Origin of the sequence: Pseudoalteromonas sp. S554 (assembly GCF_005930865.1) — a bacterium.
Lineage (GTDB): Bacteria > Pseudomonadota > Gammaproteobacteria > Enterobacterales > Alteromonadaceae > Pseudoalteromonas > Pseudoalteromonas marina.
Genome location: NZ_PNDV01000142.1, coordinates 1 through 6382, shown reverse-complemented (window position 1 = coordinate 6382; position 6382 = coordinate 1). Strand labels below are relative to the sequence as shown.

The window sequence follows — 6382 nt, the reverse complement described above, 5'->3', positions numbered from 1 at the left end:
TGAACTCGGGGCGATTCAATATAAAATAAGGCCTGTCCAATAGAAAAGTATTTGGTTTTGAAAATAACATCAGCAGGGTTTAAAAACTGCTGACAAATTTCTCGTAGAATATTGTATGTAATACTAATCCGCAATAATACTTAATCATTTTTCGAGGCTACACATGTCGCTAACTGCGTTACAAAATGTTCATTTAGAGCAACTAAATAGTGATATTTTTGCCTAGCTATCAACACGTTTTTCCAGCCTCAAAATAGCTCACTTAATTAAGTGAATGGGTAAAATACTGGTTATTTTTCTATTTTTCTATTTTACCTTTTAGAACATAAATTTCACCATCAAAGCTACCTTGAATAGTTAACCCTTGACCGGCAAGCTCTTTTAAGTATTCGATATGTTCTTCAGTGATGTGTTGCCCTGGAACTAATAACGGTATACCTGGAGGATAGGGGGTAACTAAACCAGCACAAATACGATTATTGCTTTTAGCAATAGGCACCGACTCGCGTTCGCCATAAAAAGCATCGCCTGGAATACACGCTAAATCGATGGCTGGTAAGCTTTCTGGCAAGCGAGAGCGCCTTGTTGATTTGGCTAGTTTTACTCTCCCACTATCAAGTTTTTTTAATGCATTGTATAAACGAATAATCTTCGAACGAGTACCACCAAGCGTTAATAATACCAAAATTGTACTGTGAGTGTATTTTTCTATTTCTAGGCCAATTTCATCTAATAAAAACTTATGAATGTCTTTTAATGAGTAGGGTAATTCACTAATATCGATAAGGATTTTTAGTGGATCGTGACCCATATTATCTTCACTAAAGTGTGGAAATATTTCCATAAAATCGTCTTTACCCAGCACTTTAATGTATTTTAACGATGCCATTTGTTGTTTAAATTCGTCGACATGGTTTAACAAGGCATTAAGTAATTTATAGCCTTCCATTTCCAATTGTTTTTGGCATACGTCAAGCGAGGCAATAAGCTGATACTTGGGCGATGTACTGGCGTAAATACTGTAAATTTCTCTAAAAAAATCTGCATCGAAGTCTGGATCATTCACATGAATATAAGACGCCTGTGAAAACGCCGATACCACTTTATGTGCTGAATGAGTGACATAATCGGCTCCAGCATGAATGGCTGAGTAGTAACGCAGGCTCGGGTGAAACAAAGAGTAAGCAAACCAGGCTTCGTCAATGAATACTTTAATGCCGTGTTGATGGGCAAAATCCACAACTTGTTTTAAATCGCTTAATAAACCATCGTAAGTACAACCGGTAAGCACCAGTAGTTTTGCATCGGTATTTTGCTCTATTGTTTGTTTTATATCGGCTAACGAAGGTGGCGCAAAAATACCATATTTAGGATTTAATATACTCGATAAATAAATGGGTAAACTGGCTGATTGCAAAATGCCATAATGAACAGATTTATGACAATTACGGTCAATAATGACCTTATCCCCCTTACGTAACAGGGTTTGTAAAATAATTTTATTTGAAGTAGAAGACCCGTTAGTAACAAAGTAGGTATGCTTTACCTCAAACGTTGCAGCTGCAGATTCTTGAGCACGCCCAATGGTATTGGTGCTATCAGATAAAGAGCCTAACGAATCGACAGATACCGACAGATCGCCAACAAACACATTGCGGCCATAAAACTGATAGAAGTCTTTAATATAAGGCGAGTTTCTAAAGCTAGAGCCACCACTATGGCCCGGTGTGTGCCATGAATCGTTCGACTCGCCAACATAACGGCGATACGCAGTCCAAAACGGGGTTTCTGAACGGTCGTCAAAGTCGTTGATCATATAGCCTAAAATAGCTTCGGGGTCAGAAATAACCTCGTCTTTAAAGAAAAACGATTCAATTTCTTCTGACTCGTTGACTATTTCCAGTCCTTTAGTATCATCGCCAATTACATAAACTGGAAGCTCTAATCGAATGGCTTTTAACTGCTCAATAAAGCGGCTATACGTTCTCTCGCCAACCTTGTTTTGTAAATCCCAACTAAGTACAACAGCCTGAATATCACCATCTTCTTCAACACTTGTTATCGCATCTTTAAGCGTAAAACGCTCAAGAATATCGATATGGATATCGTCTCGCTCAAAATTTGGTATCGCTTTAGAGAGATTTGTAGACAACTCTTTTAAAGTGGCTTGGTCTTGCTCAATTAATAATATACGCAGTAAAGGCAACATAGGGGTTTTCGTAATAAAATCTTATAATACTCAGTAGCATAACCAATGCATTGGCACTTGTGAAATTAATACTTTGTAAATGTGCATTAATTATATTTTATGCACGTCCATGTTTAATGTTTCATTCTCAATAAAAGTTCACGCAAGCGAATGTCCTACAACTGTTTTAAAGTAAAAAGTTGATCACTGTGCGTAAACTTATCTTTTACTCTGTTTTATCTTTAAACTCACACAAGTCTTCAATAATACAGCTGCCACACTCAGGGTTACGGGCGGTACGCACATAACGACCATGTAGAATCAACCAATGGTGCACATCAGCTTTAGCCGAAACTTTAAATCCGCAAATGGTATCAGTTTTAACACTTGGCTAATCAACGCGCGTCTTAACCAGAGTTTGGAATTATTAGAATCAACAAATTTGGCTATCACTGAGGTATCTGAAAAAGCAGGCTTTAGTTCGGAGCAAATTTATCGTAAACACTTTGTACAAAAGTATGGGATCGCCCCGAAAGCGTGGCAAAAAATGTTTAAGAGCAAAAGTACTAGATAAATGCCATGGGATATTGATGCAAATAAGCCGTTTAATTATCTTTAATTATTCGGTTTTGTCTTTAAACTCACACAAGTCTTCAATAATACAACTACCGCATTTAGGTTTGCGAGCAGTGCACACGTAGCGGCCGTGCAGAATCAGCCAGTGGTGGACATCGACTTTGAACTCTTTTGGCACTACTTTTTCGAGCTTTTTTTCCACTTCAACAACGTTTTTACCCATAGCAAATTTAGTGCGATTTGAAACACGGTCGATATGGGTGTCGACAGCGATTGTCGGCCAGCCGAAGGCGGTGTTGAGTACCACATTTGCTGTTTTTCGACCTACGCCGGGTAGGGCTTCGAGGGCTTCGCGGCTTTCAGGTACGATGCTGTCATGTTTATCTACCAATATTTGGCACATTTTATAAACGTTGGCAGCTTTAGAATTAAATAAGCCTATGGTTTTTATATAATCACGGAGTTTATCGTGGCCTATATCTAAAATAGCCTGTGGTGTATTTGCAACAGGGAATAGTTTTCTGGTTGCTTTATTAACACCAACATCAGTGGCTTGCGCTGACAGTGTAACAGCAACAAGTAACTCGAACGGGCTTGAATATTCAAGCTCCGTTTCTGGGTTTGGGTTGTTATCGCGCAAGCGTGTAAGTATTTGGTAGCGTTTTTCTTTATTCATATAACTTAAACGTACTTACTTAAAAAGCAGTACGTTTCCCCTTAAGTTAAACTGGTAACACGTGCACGAGGGCCTTTTTCGGCTTCTGGCGGTGCAATTTGTTTTGATTTTATTTGTGCATCAATCACATTTTTAGCGGCTATAAGTAACCCAAGCCCTAAAAATGCGCCAGGTGGTAAAATAGCAAGCAAAAACTGATTGTCAAAGCTAAACACTTCAATGCGTAAACTTTGTGCCCACGGACCCAGTAATAAATCGGCGCTATCGAATAACGTACCTTGGCCAATGAGTTCTCGCATTGCACCCAGTACAACGAGTACAAGCATAAATCCAAGTCCCATCATTAATCCGTCAAAGGCAGATAAATGAATTGGATTTTTTGATGCGTACGCTTCGGCGCGGCCTATAATTGCGCAGTTAGTTACAATTAGTGGAATAAATATGCCCAGCGATTGATAAAGTCCAAATGTGTAGGCGTTCATCAGTAATTGAACAATGGTTACAAACCCAGCAATGATCATTACAAAAACGGGAATACGTATATCTTTTGGTACCCAGTTTCGTACAATAGAAACGCTTATATTTGATCCAATTAATACCAAAAGTGTTGCAAGGCCCAAGCCCAGTGCGTTTGTAACAGTCGATGTCACAGCAAGCAGCGGGCAAAGCCCTAAAAGTTGAACAAGAGCAGGGTTGTTTACCCACACCCCTTCTTTGTACAGTGTTTTTAACTCACTCATTGGGTTACCTCTTCACACTGGCTATTTGGGGCTGTAAAAATAGTATCAAACTCATTTTGCGCAAATAATACGGCGTTTTTAACTGAATTTACAACTGCACGAGGCGTAATTGTTGCCCCAGTGAACTGATCAAATTGGCCGCCATCCTTTTTCACAGCCCAGCGGTTATCGTCTTCACTGTGCACCGTTAAGCCTTTGAATGTGGTGATCCATGATGACTTTTTAATTTCTATTTTGTCGCCTAACCCTGGTGTTTCTTCGTGTTTAGTGGTTCGTACTCCCGCTACAGTTCCATCGCGTAATATGGCGGTTAAAAGCTTTATATCGCCACTGTAACCGTTTGGTGATACGTGCCTAACAACAAGGGCGACCGGTTGGTTATTTTTTCGTGCACGGTAAATTACTTGCGAATTATATGGTCCTAGTCGTTCATCTTTAATAACGATACAGTCTTTCGACAAGTCATTGTCGTAGGTATTAGGGTCAAGTACTTCGTGCAATTGTGATGTTAAGTATAGTTGCTCTTGCTCTGCAATTTTATCAGCCGTTAGTGCATCAATAGTTGCCACTAGCCCAGTAGTTACAAGGGCGAACGCAGTTAAAATAGCGCCGTTTTTTGCCATAGATGAAACAATCATTTTACTGCTCCATGGCCATAAGTTCGTGGCTGTGTGTAGTAGTCAATAAGTGGTACTGCAATATTTAGCAATAGTACTGCAAAGGCAACCGCATCAGGAAAGCCACCAAAGGTACGAATTAAATAAACAAATAACCCAATTAGTGCGCCGTAAATCAAGCGACCTTTATTTGTGGTTGAGGCCGAGACTGGGTCGGTTGCAATAAAAAATGCGCCCATCATAGTTGCGCCACTTAGCAAGTGAAACACAGTACCCGGCTCTGTGCCCGGTGCCGCTATGTAACCAATAGCACTGCATAATGCTAAGCTACCAATAAAACTGACAGGAATATGCCAGTTAATTACTTTTTCTTTTAGTAAATACAACCCGCCAGCTAAAAAACCAAGGTTAACCCACATCCAACCTTGGCCTGCCCATTCGTTAAAAATAGGCTTTTGCATGCTTTCGCTCACTGTTAAACCATGAGCTACATCTGTTTTTATAGTGTCTAGTGGCGTTGCCATTGTAGTGCCATCAACACCAGCACGTACTTGATCTAAGCTATAACCAGTAGAGGTAAAGTCCGTAAAAATAAGCCGTAATTGTTCTGTAAAGCTAATAGGGTTACTTGCTAGATCTGTAACAGGTAACCACGCAGTCATTTGCACAGGGAACGATACCAGTAGCAAAACATAAGCTGCCATAGCGGGGTTAAATAGGTTAAAACCTAAGCCACCATAAAGCTGCTTTACAATCACTATGGAAAATAAACAACCAATAATAACAATCCACCACGGTGCAAATGGTGGAATACTCAAGGCAAGTAACACCGCGGTTAACCATGCGCTGCCATCACTTAATGCAGGCCAAACAGGGCGCTTACGTATTAGCATTACTGCTGCTTCAAAAGCTGTGACAGCCACAAAAGCAAGGACGAGTTGAATAAGTACACCTGTACCAAAAAAGAAAACTTGAGCAATGAGTCCAGGAATACACGCAGCAATAACGGTTAGCATTAATCGTGTTAGCGATTTATGGCTATGATTATGCGGCGAACTGGCCATGGTTAATTTCATGACTGATCATTTCCTTCTTTTTGTAACTTTTTGGCTTTGGCGCGAGCAATAGCGGCGGCCACTGCAGCTTTTTTCTTTTCGGCGACGGTTTGTTCTGGGGTAGCTTCACTTGGCGTTTCTGGCTCAGTTATCGCCACTTGATCAGTATCTTCATCGCTTTGTGTTTGCTGCGCCTCTTTTGCCTCTTTTGCCGCTTTTTTAGCTTTAGCACGGGCAATTGCAGCCGTTACAGCCGCTTTTTTGTTCTCTGCTACAGAGTCTGTTTGTGGCTCTTGAGGTTTAACATTATCGGTTTGCGGCTCGTCAATACTTGGCTCAGTCGATTGCTCAGTGTGTTGTGCCTCTTTTGCTGCTTTTTTTGCTTTAGCGCGGGCAATTGCGGCAGCTACAGCCGCCTTTTTGTCATCTGCTGGAGAGTCTGTTTGTGACTCTTCAGATTTAACATTACTGGTTGATTTGTCGATGAGACTTGGCTCATCTGGTTGCTCAGCAGCTTTAGCTGCTTTTTT

Annotated in this window: 6 protein-coding genes and 2 pseudogenes; 1 reads left to right on the top strand and 7 read right to left on the bottom strand. The window is 40.5% G+C overall.

The features are described from left to right. Window positions 1–298: 298 nt before the first annotated feature. Complete coding sequence (locus CWB65_RS19290; RefSeq protein ID WP_008131420.1) at window positions 299–2209, bottom strand: aminotransferase class V-fold PLP-dependent enzyme; 1911 nt, start codon at window positions 2207–2209, stop codon at window positions 299–301. Window positions 2210–2414: 205 nt separating this feature from the next. Further along, a pseudogene (locus CWB65_RS20220) lies at window positions 2415–2534 on the bottom strand (iron-sulfur binding domain-containing protein); the annotation flags it as partial. On the opposite strand from CWB65_RS20220, the gene CWB65_RS20300 reads away from it, so the two are divergent. Continuing rightward, entirely contained in the window at window positions 2517–2762 is a 246-nt protein-coding gene (locus CWB65_RS20300) for a helix-turn-helix domain-containing protein (RefSeq protein WP_138741269.1), read from the top strand. The pseudogene CWB65_RS20220 and the gene CWB65_RS20300 sit on opposite strands and share 18 nt — an antisense overlap. 45 nt (window positions 2763–2807) lie before the next feature. On the opposite strand, the gene nth is transcribed toward CWB65_RS20300, so the two are convergent. The 5 genes and pseudogenes from nth to CWB65_RS19255 form a co-directional block, all read right to left on the bottom strand. Next, on the bottom strand, window positions 2808–3440 hold the full coding sequence (nth, locus tag CWB65_RS19275; RefSeq protein ID WP_138741268.1) for an endonuclease III: 633 nt from the start codon (window positions 3438–3440) through the stop codon (window positions 2808–2810). Window positions 3441–3481: 41 nt separating this feature from the next. Then, window positions 3482–4180, bottom strand: coding sequence for an electron transport complex subunit E (locus tag CWB65_RS19270; RefSeq protein ID WP_138741267.1), 699 nt, complete (start codon window positions 4178–4180; stop codon window positions 3482–3484). Beyond that, on the bottom strand, window positions 4177–4818 hold the full coding sequence (gene rsxG / locus CWB65_RS19265; RefSeq protein ID WP_138741266.1) for an electron transport complex subunit RsxG: 642 nt from the start codon (window positions 4816–4818) through the stop codon (window positions 4177–4179). The genes CWB65_RS19270 and rsxG overlap by 4 nt, the downstream gene beginning before the upstream one ends. Further along, entirely contained in the window at window positions 4815–5873 is a 1059-nt protein-coding gene (gene rsxD, locus CWB65_RS19260; RefSeq protein WP_138741265.1) for an electron transport complex subunit RsxD, read from the bottom strand. The genes rsxG and rsxD overlap by 4 nt, the downstream gene beginning before the upstream one ends. Next, window positions 5870–6382, bottom strand: a pseudogene (locus CWB65_RS19255) (electron transport complex subunit RsxC); the annotation flags it as partial. The gene rsxD and the pseudogene CWB65_RS19255, both read right to left, overlap by 4 nt.